Origin of the sequence: Citrobacter sp. ANG330 (assembly GCF_047467925.1) — a bacterium.
Lineage (GTDB): Bacteria > Pseudomonadota > Gammaproteobacteria > Enterobacterales > Enterobacteriaceae > Citrobacter_A > Citrobacter_A amalonaticus_G.
The window spans coordinates 264,599-287,340 of the sequence record NZ_JASJUI010000002.1; the positions used below are offsets into that span (position 1 = coordinate 264,599).

22 protein-coding genes and 2 pseudogenes are annotated in these 22,742 nt (G+C 48.9%); 13 read left to right on the forward strand and 11 right to left on the reverse strand.

What is annotated here, in order from left to right; genetic code table 11:
• The first annotated feature begins 332 nt into the window (after positions 1-332).
• Both fdhF and QNN88_RS07045 read left to right on the forward strand, forming a co-directional pair.
• On the forward strand, positions 333-2,480 hold the full coding sequence (gene fdhF, locus QNN88_RS07040) for a formate dehydrogenase subunit alpha (protein ID WP_414239574.1): 2,148 nt from the start codon (positions 333-335) through the stop codon (positions 2,478-2,480).
• Between the two features lie 302 nt (positions 2,481-2,782).
• Positions 2,783-3,052, forward strand: a complete 270-nt coding sequence (locus QNN88_RS07045) for a hypothetical protein (protein ID WP_414239575.1) — start codon at positions 2,783-2,785, stop codon at positions 3,050-3,052.
• Between the two features lie 173 nt (positions 3,053-3,225).
• Here QNN88_RS07045 and QNN88_RS07050 read toward each other — a convergent pair.
• The 3 genes and pseudogenes from QNN88_RS07050 to QNN88_RS07060 form a co-directional block, all read right to left on the reverse strand.
• Positions 3,226-3,294 (reverse strand): annotated as a pseudogene (locus QNN88_RS07050) (hypothetical protein); the annotation flags it as partial.
• Between the two features lie 545 nt (positions 3,295-3,839).
• Positions 3,840-5,438 carry an autotransporter outer membrane beta-barrel domain-containing protein gene (locus tag QNN88_RS07055; protein WP_414239576.1) on the reverse strand — a complete coding sequence of 533 codons (1,599 nt, stop codon included), beginning with the start codon at positions 5,436-5,438 and terminating at the stop codon, positions 3,840-3,842.
• Between the two features lie 1,941 nt (positions 5,439-7,379).
• A pseudogene (locus tag QNN88_RS07060) lies at positions 7,380-7,662 on the reverse strand (integrase arm-type DNA-binding domain-containing protein); the annotation flags it as partial.
• A 386-nt stretch (positions 7,663-8,048) separates the two neighbouring features.
• Between QNN88_RS07060 and QNN88_RS07065 the strand changes: the two are divergent.
• Both QNN88_RS07065 and QNN88_RS07070 read left to right on the forward strand, forming a co-directional pair.
• Positions 8,049-8,738 (forward strand): helix-turn-helix transcriptional regulator, encoded by a 690-nt coding sequence (locus tag QNN88_RS07065; protein ID WP_414239577.1) that lies wholly within the window; start codon positions 8,049-8,051, stop codon positions 8,736-8,738.
• Between the two features lie 70 nt (positions 8,739-8,808).
• The gene (locus QNN88_RS07070) at positions 8,809-9,555 is read left to right on the forward strand and encodes an SDR family NAD(P)-dependent oxidoreductase (protein ID WP_414239578.1); all 747 of its coding nucleotides are present in this window, start codon (positions 8,809-8,811) and stop codon (positions 9,553-9,555) included.
• Between the two features lie 242 nt (positions 9,556-9,797).
• On the opposite strand, the gene QNN88_RS07075 is transcribed toward QNN88_RS07070, so the two are convergent.
• The 3 genes from QNN88_RS07075 to ycgZ form a co-directional block, all read right to left on the reverse strand.
• On the reverse strand, positions 9,798-10,064 hold the full coding sequence (locus QNN88_RS07075) for a biofilm development regulator YmgB/AriR family protein (protein ID WP_414239802.1): 267 nt from the start codon (positions 10,062-10,064) through the stop codon (positions 9,798-9,800).
• A gap of 41 nt (positions 10,065-10,105) precedes the next feature.
• On the reverse strand, positions 10,106-10,411 hold the full coding sequence (locus QNN88_RS07080; RefSeq protein WP_414239579.1) for a hypothetical protein: 306 nt from the start codon (positions 10,409-10,411) through the stop codon (positions 10,106-10,108).
• A gap of 70 nt (positions 10,412-10,481) precedes the next feature.
• Complete coding sequence (gene ycgZ / locus QNN88_RS07085; protein WP_414239580.1) at positions 10,482-10,721, reverse strand: regulatory protein YcgZ; 240 nt, start codon at positions 10,719-10,721, stop codon at positions 10,482-10,484.
• A gap of 323 nt (positions 10,722-11,044) precedes the next feature.
• On the opposite strand from ycgZ, the gene QNN88_RS07090 reads away from it, so the two are divergent.
• Together QNN88_RS07090 and QNN88_RS07095 are read left to right on the forward strand one after the other, a co-directional pair.
• Entirely contained in the window at positions 11,045-12,265 is a 1,221-nt protein-coding gene (locus tag QNN88_RS07090) for a diguanylate phosphodiesterase (protein ID WP_414239581.1), read from the forward strand.
• Positions 12,266-12,487: 222 nt separating this feature from the next.
• Entirely contained in the window at positions 12,488-13,219 is a 732-nt protein-coding gene (locus QNN88_RS07095) for a MerR family transcriptional regulator (RefSeq protein ID WP_414239582.1), read from the forward strand.
• Positions 13,220-13,403: 184 nt separating this feature from the next.
• On the opposite strand, the gene QNN88_RS07100 is transcribed toward QNN88_RS07095, so the two are convergent.
• Both QNN88_RS07100 and QNN88_RS07105 read right to left on the reverse strand, forming a co-directional pair.
• Positions 13,404-14,297 carry a dihydrodipicolinate synthase family protein gene (locus QNN88_RS07100; RefSeq protein WP_414239583.1) on the reverse strand — a complete coding sequence of 298 codons (894 nt, stop codon included), beginning with the start codon at positions 14,295-14,297 and terminating at the stop codon, positions 13,404-13,406.
• Positions 14,298-14,318: 21 nt separating this feature from the next.
• Entirely contained in the window at positions 14,319-15,014 is a 696-nt protein-coding gene (locus QNN88_RS07105) for a B3/4 domain-containing protein (RefSeq protein WP_414239584.1), read from the reverse strand.
• Between the two features lie 43 nt (positions 15,015-15,057).
• Between QNN88_RS07105 and QNN88_RS07110 the strand changes: the two genes are divergently transcribed.
• The 3 genes from QNN88_RS07110 to QNN88_RS07120 are packed head-to-tail and all read left to right on the forward strand — an operon-like array spanning position 15,058 to position 16,714.
• Positions 15,058-15,660: a helix-turn-helix domain-containing protein gene (locus QNN88_RS07110; RefSeq protein WP_414239585.1), complete on the forward strand. Its 603-nt coding sequence runs from the start codon at positions 15,058-15,060 to the stop codon at positions 15,658-15,660.
• A 47-nt stretch (positions 15,661-15,707) separates the two neighbouring features.
• Complete coding sequence (locus QNN88_RS07115; protein ID WP_414239586.1) at positions 15,708-16,169, forward strand: GNAT family N-acetyltransferase; 462 nt, start codon at positions 15,708-15,710, stop codon at positions 16,167-16,169.
• Positions 16,170-16,195: 26 nt separating this feature from the next.
• Positions 16,196-16,714 carry an N-acetyltransferase family protein gene (locus QNN88_RS07120; RefSeq protein WP_414239587.1) on the forward strand — a complete coding sequence of 173 codons (519 nt, stop codon included), beginning with the start codon at positions 16,196-16,198 and terminating at the stop codon, positions 16,712-16,714.
• 101 nt (positions 16,715-16,815) lie between these two features.
• On the opposite strand, the gene QNN88_RS07125 is transcribed toward QNN88_RS07120, so the two are convergent.
• Positions 16,816-17,223 (reverse strand): cell envelope integrity TolA C-terminal domain-containing protein, encoded by a 408-nt coding sequence (locus QNN88_RS07125; protein ID WP_414239588.1) that lies wholly within the window; start codon positions 17,221-17,223, stop codon positions 16,816-16,818.
• Between the two features lie 221 nt (positions 17,224-17,444).
• On the opposite strand from QNN88_RS07125, the gene QNN88_RS07130 reads away from it, so the two are divergent.
• Positions 17,445-18,002, forward strand: a complete 558-nt coding sequence (locus tag QNN88_RS07130) for a nucleotidyltransferase family protein (RefSeq protein ID WP_414239589.1) — start codon at positions 17,445-17,447, stop codon at positions 18,000-18,002.
• A 263-nt stretch (positions 18,003-18,265) separates the two neighbouring features.
• Here the strand turns inward: QNN88_RS07130 and QNN88_RS07135 are convergent, their stop codons facing one another.
• Positions 18,266-18,619 (reverse strand): nuclear transport factor 2 family protein, encoded by a 354-nt coding sequence (locus QNN88_RS07135; RefSeq protein WP_414239590.1) that lies wholly within the window; start codon positions 18,617-18,619, stop codon positions 18,266-18,268.
• 396 nt (positions 18,620-19,015) lie between these two features.
• A complete protein-coding gene (icd, locus tag QNN88_RS07140) occupies positions 19,016-20,266 on the reverse strand; it encodes an NADP-dependent isocitrate dehydrogenase (RefSeq protein ID WP_042319560.1) in 1,251 nt (416 codons plus the stop codon).
• A gap of 171 nt (positions 20,267-20,437) precedes the next feature.
• Between icd and rluE the strand changes: the two genes are divergently transcribed.
• Genes rluE through mnmA form a run of 3 tightly spaced genes read left to right on the forward strand, consistent with a single transcriptional unit; the run spans position 20,438 to position 22,729 of the window.
• Positions 20,438-21,103 (forward strand): 23S rRNA pseudouridine(2457) synthase RluE, encoded by a 666-nt coding sequence (gene rluE / locus QNN88_RS07145; RefSeq protein ID WP_414239591.1) that lies wholly within the window; start codon positions 20,438-20,440, stop codon positions 21,101-21,103.
• Between the two features lie 3 nt (positions 21,104-21,106).
• The gene (locus QNN88_RS07150) at positions 21,107-21,568 is read left to right on the forward strand and encodes an NUDIX hydrolase (protein ID WP_414239592.1); all 462 of its coding nucleotides are present in this window, start codon (positions 21,107-21,109) and stop codon (positions 21,566-21,568) included.
• Positions 21,569-21,622: 54 nt separating this feature from the next.
• Positions 21,623-22,729, forward strand: coding sequence for a tRNA 2-thiouridine(34) synthase MnmA (mnmA, locus tag QNN88_RS07155; protein ID WP_414239593.1), 1,107 nt, complete (start codon positions 21,623-21,625; stop codon positions 22,727-22,729).
• The last annotated feature ends 13 nt before the right edge of the window (positions 22,730-22,742 follow it).

The following is a 22,742-nucleotide window of genomic DNA, read 5'->3' on the forward strand; positions in this document are numbered from 1 at the left end:
GGGTTGCAAACTTAGATGATAAAGATTATCTTTCTCATCACTGAGTAGTTGAGTAAATAACTCAGGTATTCAGTACGACATTGCTCACATTGCTTCCAGTATTTCTTGCCCGCCTCTGTGCGGGCTTTTTTTTGCCATCAGCTCGTCATTTATGTCGAATCGAGTGTCATTTTTCCTGCTGCTTGTGTCTCGTTTCGCGTCAGCGCTAGCTTTGCCACTCTGGCACGTATTGTGCTTATCCCCTGCGTCAAGATGACAACCGAAGCTTCCGCCTTTGCGCTCAGGCTTCGCCACAATTCGCGCTATTTCAGCTTTTAACAGGTCTGTTATTGATGAAAAAAATCACCAGTGTTTGCCCCTATTGTGGGGCCGGGTGCAAGCTCAAGCTTGTCGTTGAAAATAACAAAATCCTCCGCGCCGAAGCGGCGGAGGGCGTAACCAACCAGAACCAGCTGTGTCTGAAAGGGTACTATGGTTGGGATTTCCTTAACGATACCCGCCTTCTGACTCCCCGCCTCACCCGCCCAATGATCCGCTATGAAAAAGGCGGCAAATTAACCCCGGTGACCTGGGATGAAGCCATCCGCTATACCGCCCGACGGTTACTGGAAATTCGCGACAGCGAAGGCCCCCGCGCCATTATGACCACCGGTTCCTCACGCGGTACCGGCAATGAAACCAACTATGTGATGCAGAAATTTGCGCGTGCGGTCCTCAACACTAACAACGTGGACTGCTGCGCCCGCGTGTGCCACGGCCCCTCTGTGGCGGGTCTCCAGGAAACGTTGGGCAATGGCGCGATGAGTAATTCCATCAGCGACATTGAAAATTCAAAATGTCTGCTGATCTTCGGCTACAACTGCGCTGATTCCCACCCAATTGTGGCGCGTCGGGTGATCAAGGCGCGGCAGAATGGCGCGAAGATTATCGTCTGCGATCCTCGCCGCATAGAAACCGCCCGTATTGCTGACCAGCATCTGCAACTCAACAACGGTTGCAATATGGCGCTGGTGAATGCGTTTGGCTATGTCCTCATTGACGAACAGCTTTATGACAAGGAGTACGTCCGCAAGCATACGCAAGGCCTGGATGCCTACTGGCAGACGGTTAAGAACTATGCCCCGGAAGCTGTCGAGCAGCTGACCGGTGTTCCGGCCTCACAGGTACGTCAGGCGATGCGAACCTTTGCATCCGCCCCTTCGGCGACCGTGATGTGGGGAATGGGCGTGACGCAGTTCGGCCAGGCCGTGGACGTGGTGCGCGGATTATCGAGCCTTGCCCTGCTGACCGGTAATCTGGGTCGCCCTCATGTAGGCGTCGGCCCGGTTCGTGGTCAGAACAATGTCCAGGGAGCCTGCGATATGGGCGTATTACCCAACCTCTTTCCGGGATATCAGGATGTCACCGATGCGACGGTCAGAGAGAAGTTCGCGAAGGCCTGGGGGATCGACGTCAACCGGATGGATGACAAGGTCGGTACACGTATCACCGAAGTCCCGCATCTGGCTCTGGAAGGGAAAATCAAAGCCTACTACATCATGGGGGAAGATCCGCTGCAAACGGAAGCCGATCTGGGACTGGTACGCGACGGTTTTGCGGCGCTGGATTTTGTCGTGGTGCAGGATATCTTTATGACCAAAACCGCCGAGATGGCGGACGTCATTCTACCCGCCACCTCCTGGGGTGAGCACGGCGGCGTATTCACCTGCGCCGATCGCGGCTTCCAGCGTTTTGAAAAAGCCATCGACCCCACTGGCGACGTGAAGCGCGATTGGGAAATCATCAGCCTGCTCGCCAGTGAAATGGGCTATCCCATGCACTATGAAAACAATCAGCAGATCTGGGATGAAATGCGTGAACTGTGCCCGCTGTTCTATGGGGTCACCTGGGAAAAGATGGGCGATATGGGGCACATCCAGTGGCCTTGCCCCGACCTCGACCACCCCGGCACACCCTATCTGTATGAAAACAGCCGCTTTGATAAACCAGACGGTAAAGGCAAGCTGTTTGCCGCCCCATGGCGCGCGCCGGCAGAAGTGCCTGACGACGCCTATCCGCTGGTTCTTTGCACGGTGCGCGAAGTCGGTCACTACTCCTGCCGTTCGATGACCGGCAACTGTGCCGCCCTGCAGGCACTTGCCGATGAGCCCGGTTATGTGCAGATCAGCACGTTCGATGCGCAAAAAGCGGGTATTCGCCATCGCGATCTGGTGTGGGTCAGTTCACGTCGGGGAAAAGTCATCAGTCGGGCAGATGTCTCCGGGCGCATCAACCACGGTGCGGTGTATATGACCTATCAATGGTGGATTGGCGCGTGTAATGAACTGACGCAGGATAATCTCGACCCTATCTCAAAGACGCCTGAAACCAAGTATTGTGCGGTTAAAGTCGAGAAGATCGACGATCAGACATGGGCCGAACGCTATGCCGCGCAGAGCTATCGTGACATGAAAACGCGACTTTGCGAGGCGATTGGCTAGCGCAATGAACGGATAAACGGGAACCCTTCGGTTCCCGTTTTTGCTTTCCGGGGAAAATAGTCATCATTTTGTTCTACGCTTAGTAGTTCTGACCGGAAAAATGCAACATCGTCCCGGCGCAAGTGAAGAACGCTGGCAGGGAAGCGGCAGGCTTACTGGCAGGAAAGGATTCATCACTGATGGTGATTCAGACATTGACCGTGCGACTGCTATGCGTGGAAAGGTCCGGTTGCCGCTTTCAACTACCTGCCTGCCGGGCAATCCGCAATAACACAATCCATTCCCGACACCCAGGAGATCAAATGGCTGACTTAAACGAACGCATTGAAATCCTTGAGAGAACCCTTGATGACATGAATCTCGATCTTCACGCATCAAAGGTTGCTATCAACGTTTTATCTACGGTAATAACCAGCATGAGCGGTGAACCGGGTTTGCTTGAGCGATCGTACGAGCAAACCAGAAGTTCAGCGCCCCTTGTGAAGTTCAACCACCCCGTTCAGGAAGGCTATGAGGAAAAACTCACAGAGAGAATCGTCAACTTACTCTCCTTTCCCCAACAAAAAGCGTAACGACACCAAAGCGTCTCAAGAGGATAAACGGAATATCCTCGTGAGAAGCGTGTCCTGAATACCGGCCTGAAACATGAAAAACGGGAACCCATTGGCGCCCGTTCTTATTAAACCCAGAATCTGGATGACATGTTTTTGACGATCGCATCATCAAACTCTGAATATTTCAGCAGCTAAGCGCCTTCCATATCCTTAACAATCAGGTTTGCAGCTTCGAACCACTTCATGTGGCGCAGCCGAAGTCAGATGCCCGTGAAGGAGTACAACTGCCGGTGAGCACGCTGGAGGACAGAATACTCCCTGCCATAACACCGATGTTCGCGCAATGCGAATTCACCGGACGTTTACATCAGTTCCGGCAGCGGCGTATGCCCCACGCGAAGGCGCGCTGTAGCAGATAAGGTACCGGGCTGTGCGGTTCGGTGCGTCACAACCTGTCTGAGCTGATGATAAGCTTCTTCACGACTGCTGAAGGCCGCGTCAGTACAGTGAACAGCTCTATCCCGACGGCTCTCGAGCGCTGCGATAATATTATGAACAGGGAAAGCTTAAAAGAGAGACCGGGCGCTGGCTGCCGGACGGTCGGTCCGTGAATGCGGAGGGTAAACCCCGGTCACGATTAAGCAAATGTATGGAGAAGCTGTAAGGGTTGTTTCTGGAATCATCCTGCATTGTTGTTGCAGGTCTATAAATATTTATAGATGCGTTGCAACTTATCCGGCTTACAGGCTCGCGCTATTTGCGGCTTTGTAGGCCCGGTAAGCGTTAGCGCCACCGGGCTGTGCCGTTAAAACGACGCTTTAATACCCATCATCGCCGCGGTATCGCGGTAACCCTTGTCGCCAGCCTGCTGACCGACATTGCCCCACAGGGTGACACTCTTCGTCAACTGCCCTTCCACACCGGCCTTCAGTTCGCCCACGTTGCGGGTGCCGTCCAGACTCACGTTCTGACCGTTCAGCGCGGTGCCGAAGTCTTTGCTGTTGTGGATCCAGTTCGCTTCCACAAACGGCTGGAAGGTACGATCTTTGCCGTCGTCCAGTTTATTGTGGCCCTTGCCGAACAGACGCACGCCGAGGCGAGTCTGCACGTTGCCGTCGCCGTGGCCGGTTACACGGGTACCGTTGGTTTCACGGTGTTCATCTGCCTTCACCCCCATCCAGGTGACCTGCGTTTTCGGCTGGATGTACAGCGCGCTACGCTCGCTGAGATCCAGCAGTTTCCAGGTGTAGCCGGATTCCACCGACGCGGTAAAGCCCTTCGCGTCATACTCTTCCGTTTCCACGCCGTGACCGGAAACGGTGTTGTCAAACCAGCTGTACTGCGCCCAGGAATCGACATACGCGCCTTCATACGTGGCGTTGTCCTGCAGCCAGGTGCCGTACAGACCGATGCTGTAACCGCTGATGCGGCTGTCGGCGCGGTTGCCGTTACGCCGGTTTTCCGCCTGCGCTTTCTGGCTGGCATAGCCCGCCATCAGTCCGAGGTGGAAACGGTCAGTGTTGTCGGAAGACCACTGCGCAATATCGCCGCCAAGCTGCATCAGGTAGCGGTTAGCCTGCATCCCCAGTTGGCCGCTGCCGTCCTGCTGACGGGCGTGGCCGCCAACGTTACGCAGCCACAGGCTGGTGACGGCTTTCTCGCCGGTCAACACGTCGACATAGTGAATCTCGCCAAGGCGGTCATGCAGACGGGTATTGAACATCGTGTTGGCCGCCTGCAGGTTCATACCGTACAGGCCCGCTTCCGGACGTACCGCATGCTCGCGCGGGGCCGGAGCTGGCTGTGCCGGGCCGCGCGGGATTATGGGCTCAACCGGATCTACCGGGTCCGGCTGCGGTTGTGGTTCCGGAGTCAGACCGCTGGTGAGATACCAGTTTTTCTCGTTCTGGCCTTCGCCACGCGACAGGGTGTAATCATATGCCCCCGCCACGATACGCCCGTTCTGGGTAAACACACCGTCGGAATTTCCCGCCACACTGATCAGTTCAATGCCGTCAGTGGTCCGTTCGCCCATGCCGCCCGCGTTCACCACCGTCACACGGGTGGTGCCTGTGGTATTACCCGCGATAATTAAACGGTCGGTCGGAGAAGTATCGTCACCCAGTTGGGCGTTCATCACGATATTACCGTTGTCGCCAGTGTAATCGCCATTTACCGTCAGAGTCTTGAAGATAGAAGGGCTTCGCGTCAGCTTATAAGTATTCGTGCCGGCGGATAAAAAGTTTAGTGTAGAATCTTTCAACGTCAGGTTGGTCAGATTCGAATCCGCTACCATGTCCCAGCGACTATTGCTACCGTTCAGCGCCAGATTGATCTGACCATTAGCTTCTGCCTGGATGTCACCAAAGATATAAGAATTATCTCTGGTGTTAATCGTTATCAAATTATCAGAACCAGCCGCATATATCCTTCCCCAGGAAACCAGCTTATTGTCGGATAACGTCACTGAACCATCTATTGCATATAAGGTTTCATTAACCGTATCGTAGGCTTTCTGACTACCTAAAATAACATCGCCTAAAATTCGGTAGGGATAGATTGAGTTATAGTATGAGGTAAGCAATATGGTGTTTTTTCCACCTTCAGAATCGACTTTTAAATTGCCTATGGTTACCTTTCCACCAACAGTCAGGCCTGTCAGTGCTGCCTTTTCTCCACCCGCAACATGAATATAAGCATCATTAATTACCATGCCGCTGGTATCTTGCGAGTCATCATCAATGTATATATCAGCACCGTTTACATTCTGATTGCCATACAGATCTATATTAAGTTTATTAATAAGCGCATCTGTTTTTGCTAATGATATGAGAACTCCACTCATTTTATTCAGTGTTGGATTGCTGGTGGTTTTATAAGCAACATCACTTCGCAATTTTACATTTACATCATTCATATAAACCAGCTTAGCTGGGATGGCGGAAGAAGCGCTATTTAAATCAACACCTGTCAAATCACCATCAAATTTTGTCTGCAAATCAATATTAGTTTTTCCGGTAAGGGAGATGGTGCCTTCATTATTCCCGAGCGAAATACCGGATGCATTCATCTTATCAGTATCGTCCAGCCCATTAGTCTCAAAAGTAATGTTAAGATCCTCTGCCTTGAGCGACATATTATTATATGGCTCACTAACGAAGGAGCCATAGCCAATTCCGTACCACTGCTGTTGGGAGCTATCATCCTGCTGCGTGGCATGCATAATGATATTGGTGGTACCTTTAAGCTCAATGTGGGCATCACCATATCCGTCAATTCCATCCATACTAAATCCGCTGCTTTCCAGCGTTAGATTTTCCGCGACAAGTTTAGCTCCTGCCCTAACCATTATCGCGCCTCTGTAGGCACTCGTTGCATCGTACCACACAGGTCTTGAGAAGTTTATTTTCGAACCGTTGCCAAGATCAGCGTTCCCATAAATATATATCGCCCCGGGGAGCGCATATGTGCTCTCATAATTAAAAACCGCGCTTCCATCCACGATAAGAGAATCACCCGAAATAACCTCCGTGAATGAGCTTATTACCGAATGGTCATCGATAGTGGTTGTATTCCGGACGGTTCCATTTGCGGCGTAAACGCCAGGTACCAGTAATGCTGCACTAACAAAAAGTGCAATAGATTTTAATTTAAACATAGTATCCATATCTATTTAAAATTGAACCGCTTTACATATATTATTTTATGTGTTGGTAGGTGCAATAAGATAAAACCGTTCCGATAAACATCACCCACAAAATAAATATCGTGCTCAACTTATAATGAGTAATGGCAGTAATACCGGTAGTAACAATTTTTAACCGGCGTGTTATGCTCAGATAATGTATGTACCACTGAGTTATTTATATCATGATATTGGTTTAATCGCTGACATCCCTCATAGTGACATTCCTTGTCAGGAGATTGTTGACACCATTGGAATTTTCAGAACTATATTTTATATTCTTGTTTTCATTTGTTATTGCTTAGCCCGAAATTTGTTACTCATCTGAAGCTATTCCATATATTAACACTGATGCATCACTGAACCCGCTAATTCAGAACTCGTAGGCTATAATGAAATTCAGCCGGAGTATTCAGATATCTATGTGGAGACAGGAACACCGTCGGGTTTTAACCTTTACTGGCGAGGTTACTGTTCTACCCTGTCATTTTCTTCTTTAGCTAGAAAACTTTCGAGTGAAATACTCTTATTTTAAAATAAGGCTTGTTACTCTGTTATTTAAGGGGATTTAAAGTTTTTAGTTTAAGGTTTCGACAATTCACGGTCTTTTATGCTGGACTCACTGGTGGTTTAAGAATGGGGAGAAGTAGCGAAAGTGGTAGTGGCACTCTTTAAATCATTAGCTTTAATATTATGATCGACCTGGCGAACAATGCCATTTGCCAGTAAAGAGAGGTGTTTATTCATCACGTAGACTCTGGCTTTTGCGTGGGAAAGGTAAGGATATGTCCCAGAGCTTATTTTGGTTCTTTTCATACCCACCGGTACTTGTATACCTGAAATACCAGTTTTCCTTCCTTCTTTTTGAGAGGGGAGCGATTCGTCGAATCAGGCCGTCACCGTCAAACACGTTGATTTTTGGCCCCCTCTTAGTAGGTCTCATTCAGGGTGCCATAAGTAATGAGGTTCCAGCGACTTGGCAGGGTTTTAGCCTGAGCGTATCCATAATGCCTTCTTTAACATCCTTACGATCAAAGTGGGAAACAGGTATGCATTCAGGCATTTATTCTCACAGGTGAAGCGCTTTCCTGCATGCTGCTTTCTGGTAAAACAATATCCACTCCTGGCACAGGGCGGACAAGTTACCTGAGCTGAACTCACAACGAGGAGCAGACATTCACACTCATGATCACCCTTATGTACGCATCACGAACATAGCGCTGTATTGATCATCGGTAGCAGTTCAATTTAGCAATGTACACTTGCTTTGTACTAAGATACTTATCAAGCAGATGCTTTAAGAAATCGTCTCAAGATGGATTTATCAACATGACCAGAACAGAAAGGCTGCTCGAATTACTACAGATATTAAGGGCACAAAGATATCCGATCACCGCATCGATCCTCTCAGAAAGATTGGGAATAAGTGTACGCTCCCTTTACAGAGATATAAAAACGCTGCAGCATCAAGGCGTATGCATTGAGGGCGGTGCTGGAATTGGTTATATCATTAAATCGGACTTTCATTTGCCGCCCTTAAACCTTTCTCATGAAGAAATCAATGCTATTACACTAGGGTTAAATTGGGTATCTCATAATACGGATTATAATTTCAAAATTACCGCAAAGAATGCGCTTGCAAAAATACACGCTGTCATTCCCAGTGGATTAAAAAATCTTATTGAGAGTCAATCCTATCTGATCGGTCCTTCAGAAAACAATGAGGTTTTTTTTGAAGACATTCGCAATGCCATTAAAAATAGAAAGAGAATCAAAATAAAGTATTGTGATAAGAAAGATACTTATACTTCTCGAGTCATATGGCCCATCGGATTGGTATACATGGAGTCGTGTTGGCTTTTGGTTGCATGGTGCGAGATGAGAAATGATTTTCGTCATTTCAGGACTGATAAAATTGAAGATATTGTGCAATTGGACACCACATATGGTGAAAGCAGGACAGTTTTATTAAAAAAATGGAGAATAAAAGAAGGGATCTGCGAGGGGAAAGAGTACTGACAAAAACTGTCACAACTGGTTTGTATACTATCCCGGATGAAAGACTCAAATCTACTTCATAGGGGTGGTTATGAATTTCCAGAATAAAATTGCTGTCATAACAGGAAGCACTACCGGTATAGGTGAGGCTGTCGCAGAGCAATTACATAAGCATGGTGCAAAAGTCGTCATTGTATCCCGCTCGTCAGAACAGGCTAAACAAAAAGCGGAACAATTATCTTCACTGGGGCAACAAGCCATGGGGATCGGATGTGATGTGTCACAACCCGAGCAAGTGCGGCAAATGATAGATGAGGTTATCAAACATTTTGGCAGACTTGATTATGCTGTAAATAATGCAGGCCTAACGGGTGAACATGGTAAAAATATAACAGAGCAGACAGTTGAAAACTGGGATAAGGTTATTGCCACCTCATTGAGTGGAGTTTTTTACTGCCTAAAATATGAAATACCCCAGATGATGAAGTTTGGTGGTTCTATAGTTAATTTATCTGCAGTAAATGGTCTGGTTGGTATTCCTGGATTAGCCCCTTACACCGTGGCTAAACATGGTATAATCGGTTTAACTCAAACCGCAGCGCTAGAGTTTGCATGTCAAAATATTCGAATCAATGCAATCGCTCCGGGCTATGTCCAGACTCAACGAATGAGTGAGTTCCCTGAAAATATCGTAAGGAGTTTCGCAGATAGCCACCCTATGAAAAGGATGGCTAAAATGCAAGAAATAGCAGACTTCATATTGTTTTTGCTGTCTGACAATTCAGCGTTCTGTACCGGAGGAGTTTATCCAATCGATGGCGGTTATTTAGCTGAGTAAAATCCCCCCCGAAGTCTTTTTTAAGGTAGAATTACCTCACCAAAGTGGCAGGCTCAATGGAGGCGTTAGAATATATCCTTAACGCTTCCATTAGGTCTGCATGCGCTCACTGCACATAGTTTTCGCTACGCATCATTTATTTTCCAGTTCAGGAAACCCAGGAAGATAAGGTCGGCTATGTTCGACTGCCCCACCGCTGAGCATTTAAATAGAGCAGAAAATTGACTCCCCCGTTAAATACATTAAATATCGTCTATAGTATGTCCGACAACAATTTCCAGGGTTTTTCTTATCACATCTGCATGTACGACGTCATCTGTGGCTTCCAGCGTTTGTATCAAAGATAAAATGATATTTTTGTTATTAATATACTCACCCTTAATGAGAATATGGCGTATAGCCGCGCCCAAAACCATTGCTTCTTCAGCAAGGGCATCGCCGGCATGACGAAAATAATCTGAAAGGACGTGATCAGGCAAAGCACTATAAATATCAGGTTGTTGTGTGATTGCTGTATTCATCATTTCCACCATCATTAAAAGTTAAGCGTTTAGTGAATTTTTCCTTTTCCCGGCTTCAGGGTTGTCCCTGAAAGCGAGCGGACGGTGTCCATTTGACCGCTGCGTCTGGATGTCGGTGCTGACGTCGCTTTATCAGCCATCACCGCTTCGATATAAGCAATGATTTGCGGCAAAACCTCTCGACGACGGGCATCCATTTCAGTTTCCTGCATAACGCGGAGTTGAGTGACCAGGGCCATTGAATTCACCGCCGCTTTACGTTTCAGCAGCGTCAACACTGCCTGGCCGATAAGTTCGTCTGTGAGTTGTTCAATGTCACTTCTGTTCATCATCATTCTCTCTTCTGCCGTGTTGCCAGGATCTGGAACATAGCATCATATTGATTCACGACTTTAATACGAGGGTTCAGCGCTCAAAAAGCAAACCAATCAGCGCATTATAATGACCCTCCTCTTCTACACAGGTCGCTCTTTCCAGACGACCAAGTAGTTTTGTACACAGGGTTTTGCGATTCAGATTGCGCCCGTCCATTAGAATTTCCACCACAATCTGCCCCAATGTTTCCTGCTGAGTCGGCAAATTGGCCTTACTGAAATACTGTGCAATGGCGTTAGCTGTATCTGAAATGTAACCATTTTGCTGCATGGGTCTCTCCTGTGCGAATCAGTAAAAGGTTAATGCTGCGTTATTCAAAGTTAGAAAAATTGTACACAAAACTTGTACAAATGCATGATTGCATTTTTACCAAAAAGTGCTAAGCTTTTATTTTCAATCAGTTACAAACTATACATGGGTATTATTCTGAAAGTTATCTGTACACTACTTTGATGCTCATTTTTGGTGATGCCATCGCTATCCTTCACTTCCAACAGCACCTGCCACTTTTAAGTAAAATTTTCGTTAATTTAATGTGTTATATCACCTCCATTCTGTTAGGGTTAAACATCACTCCTCAATGCCGGAAAATCATGCTCACTACCATTATCTACCGCAGTCATCTCTGTGATGACGTCCCGGTGAAAGCGCTCGAAAGTATGGTCGCCGCCGCTAACCTTACAAATGGGCGTGCTGATGTGACAGGCATTTTGCTGTTTAACGGCACACATTTTTTTCAGCTGCTTGAAGGCCCTGATCAAAACGTAAAGGCTATTTATCAGGCCATTTGTGAAGACAAGCGCCACTATAATGTGGTCGAACTGCTGTGCGATCACGGTCCCTCCCGCCGCTTTGGGAAAGTGGGAATGGAGCTCTTTGATTTACGGGAACATGATCGGGAGGAGGTGTTACAGACCATTCTCGATAAGGGCACATCCCGATATCAACTAACCTACAACGACCGTGCGCTGCAGTTCTTCCGCACCTTCGTGGAAGCCACTGAAAAAGAGAACTATTTTGAGATCCCTCCCGCTGACACGTGGGATTTTATCGCGACCGAATCCGCTCGTACGATCCCCCTGACGTCAGTCAGCGAAGAGGCCAATTGCAGCTTTGCATTTCAGCCCATAATCGATCCTTTTGCTCAGGAAATTGTCTCTCTGGAAGCGCTGCTGCGTACCCGTTCGGGTGATTCGCCGCAGCGCTATTTTGACAATATTAAGGGCGACGATATTTATCTGGCCGACCTGGAAAGTAAGAAAGTCGCTTTTACACTGGCAACCTCACTGGGTCTGCGCGATCAGGTTTTGTCCGTGAATCTGTTGCCCATGACGTTGGTGAAGGTACCGGATGCCGCCAGCTATTTGCTCAATGCAATTGCTGACAGTGGTCTTGTTCCGGAACAGATCATCGTTGAGTTCACTGAACGCGAGGTTATCTCCGAGTTTGAAGCCTTTACGGAGACGGTAAGAACGCTGAAATCCTCTGGCATCAGTATCGCCCTCGATCACTTTGGTGCCGGTTTTGGCGGTCTGCGACTGCTGGCGCAGTTCCAACCCGATCGCATCAAAATTAATCGCGACCTCATTTGCGATGTTCATAAAAGCGGCCCACGACAGGCCATCATCCAGGCAATGATTAAGTGCTGTGCATCTCTGGAAATTGCGATATCAGCCGTCGGCGTTGAAAAGCCCGAAGAGTGGATGTGGCTGGAATCGGCGGGAATTTCTCAGTTCCAGGGGCATCTTTTTGCAGCGCCTTGCTTCTGTGGAATTCCACCGGTTGCATGGCCGGAGAAAAAAACACCGCTGTAATCCTCTTATTTCACCTGCTGTATTCATAGCGGCAGGTGAACCTCGCTACACCATCAGGGGGATGCTGTACAAGTTTACTCCTTCATCAGTCTTATTTACCTGACGTTCAATATTTTTAGCTATGCTAACAACGAGGCTGCTGTACAATAAATAATAAATTGTACAAAGACGGCTGATTCGTTAGTTTGCAAGGAACGTTTCGGTTCACGTATGAGGGACACTATGGGATTTTACAGCATAGGCGATGTCGCAGAACGATGCGGTATCAACCCCGTTACCCTGCGCGCCTGGCAACGGCGCTACGGATTGTTAAAGCCCCAGCGCAGCGAAGGCGGCCATCGTCAGTTTGATGAAGAAGATATCCAGCGCATTGAAGAGATCAAGCGATGGATTAAAAGCGGTGTGCCGGTAAGCAAAGTCAAAGCGTTGCTGGAACAAAGCACTGTGGCAACTAATAATGACTGGACCACTCTGCAGGAAGAAATGATGGGCGTGCTGCGTTTTGCTCATCCGGACAGGCTGCGGGCCAAAATCAGTGCGCTTGCCCGTGAGCATACTTCAGACGATCTTATCGATCACATTTTCGTTCCCGTACGCCAACGCCTTAGCCTCGACCATAATACGGCCCGCATCATGTGCAGTTTGCTTGATGGCGTACTGATTGAATTTGTGACCGCCTGTTTGTCCGAAGCCCGCAAAAAAGCAGGCAAAGATGCGTTGTTGATTGGCTGGGATACCGAAGACCGCGCACGTCTGTGGCTGGAAGCCTGGCGTTTGTCTCAGCAAGGCTGGCACATCGCCGTACTGGCTGAGCCGCTGGATTCTCCACGTCCGGAGCTCTTTCCTGGACAACAGCTGTTTGTCTGGACCGGCATCGAACCGACCCGCCGCCAGCAGGAATTGCTTCAGCATTGGCACGAGCAGGGTTATTCGCTGGTCTTTCACCACCCCTGATGCCATCACCCGTCCGTGACCTCATCCTGAGTGGCGGTGTTCATACTTCAGTCTCCTGCAATGTGGGAGATATGAGCGGGATAGTCCCTTATGAGCGAAAAACGGCCCTAAAGATGTTGTTTCATGATGATTGATCTCCTGCCTGGTTTCAAAAGACCGACAAACTGCCAGTCCTGCGGGTAGGTTATTTCAGATCCAGCGCCCTTATCACATGGGCAATATCCGCGATATCGCCTGCTGACAACGGTTGCAGAGGTCGAGGCAGGCAATCTATGTCGGTAAGCCCAAGCACACCAGCAGCAGCGGCAATAACGCGGAGACTTCCGCCATGTTGACGAAACAGCGACCACAATGGCTCAAGGCGGGTTGTCAGGGCAGTAACGCGTTGATGAGCGTTTGCCGCCGCAGCTTCAGTGATTTGTTTCGCCATTTCAGGAAACAGCCCACCGCACACGGAGTACCAGACTTCACAACCGGCGTTTAATCCCAGCCCCGCATACGCATCGCCACTGATACCGATGGTTACGCCAGGGCGCAGATGTTGACGTAACGCATTCACCCGCTCAGTTGCTGCAGCGGGGCTATCCGGGACACCAGGGATCTTGACTGAGCGAACACCCTCAAGTGATGAGAGACGACCGTGTAGTTCGTCCGTAAAGGTAAAATGCGTAGTGCCCGGATTATCATAGATACACACCGGTACAGACACGTGCCGGGTAACAGTCTCAAAGAGTGAGAAGACTTCTTCGTCACGCAGTGGCTGGTAGCTAACCGCCGGGAGTAACAGGGCATTCGCGCCAGCTGCCTGCGCATCATCTGCCAGATGCAAAATAGCATCGGTACTGACCGCCCCCACACACACCATCATTGGGATATCCCCGGCATGCTGTTTTGCCAGCGTAACGATGCGCTTGCGCTGCTCCCTGGTCAGATAAGCGTAACTGCCGGTTGACCCCAGGATGCCCATAGAATCAACACGTGCCGCCGTAAGGCGGGCCAGAATTTTAATGAACCCCTGTTCATCGACGCCGCTGGCGGTAACTGGGGTTAATGGAAACGCCGACAAACCGGTAAACATACATGTTTCTCCTGAATGATATTACTGGTGCTGTTCTTCGATGAGAGCAACATCAAACCACAGACCAGGCATCATTTTTTCCAGGCCGTCGGTCAGCATCTTCCCTGCTTCGTGAAGTCTCTCCAGCGGCATCTGCGGCAGGCTTTCCAGAATAAACCACATTTGCTGAGCTTCCACGTCTAAACGGGTTCTGATCCCCTGTCGCCAGTTCCAGCGGCGACAGGTAACGCCGATGTCATCACACCAGATAACCTCACCCTGTGAAGGATATTCAATGACCGTTTCACCCTCTTTAACGGTATCAAAAGGCTCTGTTCCTTTTGCCACAGCCAGACGTGGCGAACCCTGATAGGCAGAAATATTCTCTCCACCAACCGGTACGGCGTAGCGGAGACTAACAGCATTATAAAGATCAACGATGGGATCGAGCGCTGGCATCGTTCCGTCACGTAATACGCGCTTACGTAGCGCATCAGCTGAGCAAGGGGTACGTTTCGGTTTAGCACCAAACTTCTGAAAAACGTCTGCCCATGCGGCCAGATGAGATTCTGCCCATTCAGGTTCACCGGCCAGAACTGCTTTACAGGCTTCTCGCAGAGCCGTTTCTCCAGTGTCGGGATTAAGCACTGGCGCAGCTTTTACGCAGATACTGAGTGCCCGAAAACCTGGAGCAATACGATAAATTTCAGGGGTAATTGACGGAGATACTATTATCACGTGATAATCCTGTAATGACCAATTTATTCTATGATAATGACCGATGACCAAAAAAGTCAATTTAATGACCGATGCAAATGCGATCGTCAACACGGTGAATGAAGCCGTATCTCAGCGAATTAAACTGTATCGTAAGCAAAAGAAAATTTCCCTCGATGAACTCTCCCGTCGGGCAGGCGTCAGCAAAGGAGCGCTGGTTGAGATTGAGGGATGCCGGGCGAATCCCAGCATAGCCCTGTTATGCCGCCTGGCTGCCGCGATGGGCGTTTCGGTGGCTGATTTTGTGGATGTCAGTTCCAAACCGACCGTACATCTCATTGCTGAAGATGAGATCCCTGAATTGTGGGCAGGTGAAAAAGGTGGGAGAGCAAGGTTACTTGCTGGGTCGGGTGGCCCGGAGATGACCGAGCTCTGGATGTGGGAAATGCAGCCAGGGGAACAGTTTGCGTCACCCGGCCATACGGAAGGAACGCTTGAACTGTTTTATGTTCAGACGGGTACGCTCACACTGGGCGTACAGGACCATCTGTATCAGGTAAAAACTGGCTGTTCAGCAACGGCCAGAACGGACGTTCCTCATTTCTATGAAAACCGGGAGGAAAGTCCACTGGTTTTCATCATGACAGTACATGAGAAAGCATCCTGAGTGTTACCCGGTATGCTTATCAGAGTGAGTTTGCAAGGAGTGGTTCAGTGGATAATCAGCATCTGAGTTTTACCAACGGCCCGTTTACCGTCACAACCGATCCCGCTTTTTTTCAACTGGAAGCCATTCACGATTACCTCTCGCAATCGTCCTGGGCTCCTGGTATTGATGCTGAAACGGTCAGAATATCCATCCAGAACAGCCTTTGTTTTGCGCTTCTGGATGGAACAAGACAAATCGGCTTGGCCCGTCTGGTCACAGACCATGCCACTTTTGGTTATTTGTGCGACGTCTACGTGCTAAATGATTATCAGAAGAGCGGTCTCGGCCGTTGGCTGATTGAATGCTGTCACGCCCATCCGCTGTTGTCACGCCTGCGACGGATAATGCTGGTAACCGACAGCGCACCCTGGCTATACCAGAAGCTGGGATATAACCCATTGAACCGACCAGACTTTGTCTGGCAAATCAATCGACCCGATATTTATCGTAAACCCGGACAAAAATAAGAATATCTTCCAGAGAGTAATGACAAATGTTAATCCGTAGAGCCGGTCCCACTGATGCAGAAGAACTTGCCATTTTAGCCGAACGAACGTTCAGAAAAACTTTTGAGGATGGTAATACTCAGGAGGATATGGAGCTCCACTGCCAGGCAAGTTATTCAACAGAAATTCAGTTGAAAGAAATCCTCAGACAAGACTGGATTACATTAGTCTGCGAATACGAGAGCAAAATAATAGGGTACGCCCAACTGAGGTGGGAGGAGTTTCCACCCTGTATAAATAGCATTCACGCCGGGGAAATTCTGTGTCTGTATGTCGATGACCCTTATCACGGCAAAGGATTTGCACAAGCACTTATGCGAAAGTGCTTTGCTGAATTTGAGGCAAAGGGATCGGACGTTGTCTGGTTAGGTGTCTGGGAACATAACCCAAGGGCAATCTCTTTTTACCGTAAGCTTGGGTTTATCGAGGTGGGTGAACATATCTTCCAGGTTGGGACTGATCTGCAAAGAGATATCATTATGAAACGATCAACTTGTGTTAACTAAAAAAACATTAAGACGTCCGCTTTTGGCAAATAGCGCACAAACTAATTAAGCTATAGGTCCGCCATGCGCAATGAGCGGACATTTAGATAGGCGTCGCCTTGCTATCCGCCCATATTAAAGCCGGATTTTTGAAAATCTCTGTAGACTTCCGGATTGTTGAAGGCCGGGAATTTAGCTTTATGGGCTGCTGATTCAATCGCTTCGCAATAGGCTTTATTACCATTGCTGGTTGATATATTTAAAGCCGTGCCATCCTGAGCAAATTCAATATGCAACCTGCATTTTTTTCCCTTCCAGTTCTGTGGCTCATCAATTTTTGCATTTATTGCCGCCCTGATTGCCCGCGCTTGCGCACCCCATTCATCCTGATCATCCCAGCGCCCTGAACTGCAATTACCCGTAGCTGTGGTCTTATGGCAGTCGGAAGGATGCAACGGTGCGCATCCCGCGACCAGGCTGACCGCAATGGTTAGCATAACGATTTTCTTTACCGTTTTAGACAATCCCATTTCTTGCCTCTCAATCCCTTTAAACCTCAGCAATATTGGCACATTCTTCTTTCATTCTGCCATCTTTTTAACCACTTGCACTGACAATTTTATGTCCGCTCCTGGCACGGAGCGGACTAACGCACTGAGCAGAAGGTCCGCTCTGAGCGAGGAGCGGACATGGACAGGAGGATGCTGATAATATTTCCACCAGTGGATTACTGTTTCCAACAGGGGGAAGAATGGAATACCAAAAGTCATTGCAGAAAATATTGTCAGATGACCCTGTAAGAATGAAGATCCTATATGCGGTTCGAGCACTGGAACTCAATGACGGTTGGATTGGCGCGGGATTTGTACGAGACGCTGTCTGGGATCACTTACATGGGTATGGGCTAAGTCCTGTTTCTGGTGATGTAGATGTCGTCTGGTTTGACTGTGAGCACTGTAGCCCAGACCATGATAGTTATCTGGAAGACAGGCTTAAGCAACAATTACCTTCGCTAGACTGGTCGGTTAAGAATCAAGCCAGAATGCATCAACGTAATGGTGATCATCCCTACACCTCAACGGGAAATGCTTTACTGCACTGGCCTGAAACAGCTACGGCCGTAGCTGTCAGATTGGGGAAGGAAGGTCTCGATATCACTGCGCCTTACGGACTATCTGACTTATTTGAACTGCGTTTACGACCGACTCCAGCATTTGAACGTGAAAAATTGGACTCTTTTAAACAACGGGTCACGACAAAGCAGTGGTTGGAACGTTATCCCAGGTTACAGCTCTTAGTTTCCTTATAACCTCAATATACAAATATCCCGGCCATTGCGGTCCTCTTGTATGATTGATAGTCTGCTGTGAGCGAGGAGAGGACCTTCAAACTATTTATTCAACATCAGCATGGGCTTAGGGAATCGCCCGCACTTAGAGTAACTGTCAATTGCCACCAGTCATTGACTCGACGAAAAAGATATTATAGAAACTTTTAAGGGAAGTTATTATGCTTCCCTTAATGCACACTTTATGAAATTCGAAAACTATTCATATCAGGTATATGAGTATTTTACACAATAGGCAAATTGTGCTGTTTTAAGAAAGATAGCTTATCCCAATATCCTCTTTGAAATACAATTTTATTGTTTACTATTTGAAAAAAACCGCAACCTCTCAACCCCAATGGGGCACGCCACTCTAAAATTGCCCACTGTCCATCTTCGAAAATATTTTCAACGATACAAACCATTTCTGGAATAGAAAAGTCTTGTTCAAACATTTTCTTTATAGCCTCTTTCCCAATAACTGGCTCATTGGCTACCTGATGGTTTATTGCATTGTCATCATATAATTCTGAAATAATTTCTACATCTGCATTATTAAATGCATCAACCCATTGGCAAAGTATTTCTTTTGGCGTCATATAAATTTCCTCCAGACCTGTAAAATACTTCTTATGCCAAAGCATAACATCAAAAGCTTATCAAGCTCAAAATTTATTTAAAGCATAGAAAAACTTTTAAAATGCAATAATAACGCTAGCCTGCTCCCCACAAATTGCTGCAGATAGAAGTTAGCAACGTCCGCTATTGGCACGGAGCGGACCTCAAATATTAACGAGCGCTCACAACAATACTAAAAAGCTGATGAATGCCTAATGGGAACCTGGGAATAGTACTGCCTTCAGACCAACCAGCCTCCCCCAACAACAAGGGGGTTTTGATAACTAGTTTTGATAAAATTTTGATAGCCGTTAGCAGCCTGACAAAAAACAACGGGAGCGCTAAGCTCCCGTTAATAGATTTAACAATTATCGCGATTACATATTCGCGATGATCGCGTCACCAAATTCTGAACATTTCAGCAGCTTAGCGCCTTCCATCAGACGTTCGAAGTCATAGGTCACGGTCTTCGCGGCAATCGCGCCTTCCATCCCTTTAACAATCAGGTCTGCGGCTTCGAACCACTGCATGTGGCGGAGCATCATCTCAGCTGACAGAATGATAGAGCCCGGGTTCACTTTGTCCTGGCCTGCATACTTCGGCGCTGTACCGTGCGTTGCTTCGAACAGCGCACACTCGTCACCGATGTTAGCGCCTGGGGCGATACCAATACCGCCTACCTGCGCTGCCAGGGCGTCAGAAATGTAGTCACCATTCAGGTTCATACAGGCAATCACATCATATTCCGCCGGACGCAGCAGGATCTGCTGCAGGAACGCATCGGCGATCACGTCTTTCACCACGATCTCTTTGCCGGTGTTCGGGTTCTTGATTTTCATCCACGGGCCGCCATCGATCAGTTCAGCGCCGAATTCTTCACGCGCTAACTGGTAACCCCAGTCTTTGAACGCGCCTTCGGTGAACTTCATAATGTTGCCTTTGTGAACCAGGGTCAGAGAGTCACGGTCGTTAGTGATCGCATATTCGATCGCCGCGCGAACCAGACGCTTAGTCCCTTCTTCGGAGCACGGTTTGATACCGATACCGCAGTGTTCAGGGAAGCGAATTTTCTTCACGCCCATCTCTTCACGCAGGAATTTGATCACTTTTTCTGCATCTGCAGAGTCCGCTTTCCACTCGATACCAGCGTAAATGTCTTCTGAGTTTTCACGGAAGATAACCATGTCGGTCAGTTCCGGATGTTTAACCGGGCTTGGGGTGCCCTGATAGTAACGAACAGGACGCAGGCAGACGTACAGGTCAAGTTCCTGTCGCAGCGCAACGTTCAGAGAGCGAATACCGCCACCAACTGGGGTGGTCAGTGGGCCTTTTATCGCCACACGGTAGTCACGAATCAGATCCAGCGTTTCAGCTGGCAGCCAGACGTCCTGACCGTAGACCTGGGTAGATTTCTCACCGGTGTAAATTTCCATCCAGGAGATTTTACGCTCGCCTTTATAGGCTTTCTCGACAGCGGCATCGACCACTTTCAGCATGGCAGGGGTTACGTCAACACCGATACCGTCGCCTTCGATAAACGGGATAATCGGATTCTCAGGAACGTTGAGTTTGCCGTTTTGCAGGGTGATCTTCTTACCTTCCGCCGGAACAACTACTTTGCTTTCCATTCACCTCTCCTTCGAGCGCTTCTGGTTTGCTCGTCTGTCATCGCGCTGCATGTGCCTTTGCGTCCTGCTGCACGACTGCGTTAGAGCAATTTTTTGTTAATGTTTTGTAATGAGCATGTCAATACTACCCTAATGTTCGCTGCCATGAAAGACACTCGTTATTAGGCTATAATGCGGCAATTGATAAGATCTGAAAATACCATGCAAAAAACTTCTTTTAGAAATCACCGGGTTGAGCGATTCAGCCAGCGACAAGTCACTAAGCGCCGCAAAGATAACCCGCCAAAACGCGTGGTTTTGTTCAATAAACCTTACGATGTTTTGCCACAATTTACTGACGAGGCCGGACGCCGCACGCTAAAAGATTTTATTCCTGTGCAGGGCGTGTATGCCGCAGGTCGTCTCGACAGAGACAGCGAAGGACTGTTGGTGCTCACCAATGACGGCGCATTGCAGGCACGACTGACGCAGCCCGGCAAACGCACCGGTAAAATTTACTATGTTCAGGTGGAAGGTGAACCGACCGCGGAAGCGCTGGAAGCGTTGCGCAATGGCGTGACGCTAAATGATGGCCCTACCCTGCCCGCCGGTGTGGAGGTTGTCGAGGAACCTGAATGGCTGTGGCCGCGCAACCCGCCAATTCGCGAACGTAAAAGCATCCCCACCGCCTGGCTGAAAGTGACCTTATATGAAGGGCGTAACCGCCAGGTGCGAAGAATGACCGCGCACGTTGGTTTCCCCACGCTGCGGCTGATCCGCTACGCGATGGGTAATTACACTCTGGAAAACCTGGCCAACGGTGAATGGCGGGATGTTACTGATGAGAAAAAAGGATAAGTCATGTTCAAACCGCACGTCACGGTCGCCTGCATCGTTCATGCAGAAGATAAATTCCTCGTCGTTGAAGAAACAATCAACGGTAAAGCACTATGGAATCAGCCTGCCGGACATCTGGAAGCCGACGAAACGTTAATCCAGGCCGCCACGCGCGAGCTGTGGGAAGAGACCGGCATTAAGGCGCTGCCTCAGCACCTTATCCGCATGCATCAGTGGATCGCGCCAGACAACACGCCATTTTTGCGTTTCCTGTTTTCCATTGAACTTGCCAATATGTGCGACACCAGACCTCAAGACAGTGATATCGATTGCTGTCACTGGGTGAGCGCCGAAACGATTCTGACCGCGCCAAACCTGCGCTCTCCGCTGGTTGCCGAAAGTATCCGCTGCTATCAAAGCGGCAAGCGTTATCCGCTGGAGGTCATCGGCGAATTTAACTGGCCGTTTACAGAGGGTGTCAACTAAAAGGGGGGCGTGATAGAATACGCCGCCTTGAAGTTCAATGTCGTGAGTATTCCAATGTCTGAAAGCCCAAAAAAAGTGATCGTCGGCATGTCCGGCGGTGTCGATTCCTCCGTTTCCGCCTGGCTGTTGCAACAACAGGGTTATCAGGTAGAAGGCCTGTTCATGAAGAACTGGGAAGAGGACGACGGTGAGGAATATTGCACAGCGGCTGCCGATCTGGCCGACGCTCAGGCCGTCTGCGATAAGCTCGGCATTGAACTGCACACCGTAAACTTTGCGGCGGAATACTGGGATAACGTCTTTGAACTGTTCCTTGAAGAGTATAAAGCGGGCCGTACGCCGAATCCGGATATTCTGTGCAACAAAGAGATCAAATTTAAAGCCTTCCTGGAGTTCGCCGCAGAAGATCTGGGCGCTGACTATATCGCTACCGGGCATTATGTTCGCCGGGCGGATGTCGATGGCAAAAGTCGCCTGCTTCGCGGCTTAGATAGCAATAAAGATCAGAGCTACTTCCTCTACACGCTGGGCCATGAGCAGATCGCACAAAGTCTGTTCCCGGTGGGCGAGCTGGAAAAACCGCAGGTGCGTAAAATTGCCGAAGAGCTGGGGCTGGTCACGGCCAAGAAAAAAGATTCGACCGGCATTTGCTTCATCGGCGAACGTAAGTTCCGCGAATTTCTGGGCCGTTATCTGCCGGCGCAACCGGGCAAAATCATTACCGTGGACGGCGAAGAGATTGGTCAGCATCAGGGGCTGATGTACCACACGCTGGGTCAGCGTAAAGGTCTGGGCATCGGTGGCACCAAAGAAGGCACAGAAGATCCGTGGTACGTGGTGGATAAAGACGTCGAGAACAATATTCTGGTGGTTGCTCAGGGTCATGAGCATCCTCGTCTGATGTCTGTCGGCCTGATTGCGCAGCAGCTTCACTGGGTCGATCGCCTGCCTTTTACCGGCACAATGCGTTGTACGGTGAAAACCCGCTATCGCCAGACTGACATTCCGTGCACCGTCAAAGCGCTGGATGCCGAACGCGTCGAAGTGATGTTTGACGAGCCGGTTTCCGCCGTTACGCCGGGCCAGTCAGCGGTCTTTTACGACGGCGAAGTGTGCCTCGGCGGCGGTATTATCGAGCAGCGACTGCCCCTGCCGGTATAATTATTCTTAACAG